Genomic DNA, 971 nt, shown 5'->3' with positions numbered 1-971 from the left:
GTTCCGATGCGTTTCGGCTACAAGGCGTCGTCCGAGCAGTTCGGGCCGCGCGAGCTGCTGGACTACGCCGTGCTCGCGGAGGAGATGGGCTTCGACTCCGTGTTCCTCTCCGACCACCTCCAGCCCTGGATGCACGAGGGCGGCCACGCCCCCGCCGCCCTGCCATGGCTCGGCGCGGCCGGAGAACGCACCCAGCGCGTCCTGCTCGGCACATCCGTGCTGACCCCCACCTTCCGGTACCACCCCGGCGTCATCGCGCAGGCCTTCGGCACGCTCGGGGCCATGCATCCCGGCCGCATGATCCTCGGCGTCGGCACCGGGGAGGCCCTCAACGAGGTCACCCTCGGCATCGAGTGGCCCGAGTCCCCCGAACGCTTCCAGCGGATGAAGGAGGCGATCACCCTCATCCGCGAGCTCTGGACCGGTGAGCGCGTGACGTTCGAGGGCACCTACTACCAGGCACACAATGCGACCATCTACGACCGCCCCGAACAGCCCGTGCCGATCTACATCGGCGCCGCCGGACCCGCCGCCACCCGCCTGGCCGGCCGCATGGCCGAGGGATGGATCACCACCAGCGGCAAAGACCCGGGGCTCTACCGCGACAAGCTCCTGCCCGCGTTCGAGGACGGCCTCGGCAAGGCGGGCCGCTCGCGCGACGACGTCGACACCCTGATCGAGGTCAAGGTGTCCTTCCGGCCCGACCTCGCCGCGGCGAAGGAGAACACCCGCTTCTGGGCACCGCTCGCCCTCAGCCCCGAGGAGAAGATGGGCGTGCACGACCCCATCGAGATGCAGCGCCTCGCCCAGGAACTGCCCACCGACCGCGCCGCGTCCCGGTTCATCGTGTCCGACGACGTCGAACAGCACGTCGACGCCATCGCCACCTACGTCGACCTCGGGTTCCGCCACCTCGTGTTCCACGACCCCGGCCACGACCAGGAGACCTTCCTCCGCCTCTACGGCGAGCA

Annotated in this window: 1 protein-coding gene; it reads left to right on the top strand. The window is 70.0% G+C overall.

Translation table 11 applies throughout. From position 1 onward, the window contains the following. Positions 1-971: glucose-6-phosphate dehydrogenase (coenzyme-F420) (gene fgd / locus IEX37_RS15840; protein WP_229663332.1), on the top strand; the 971-nt coding region annotated here is incomplete at both ends.

The sequence above is a fragment of the Microbacterium album genome (assembly GCF_014643695.1).
Taxonomy (GTDB): Bacteria; Actinomycetota; Actinomycetes; order Actinomycetales; family Microbacteriaceae; genus Microbacterium; species Microbacterium album.
Note: the sequence above shows the minus strand (reverse complement) of the source record. Positions and strands in the feature narration are given on the sequence as shown.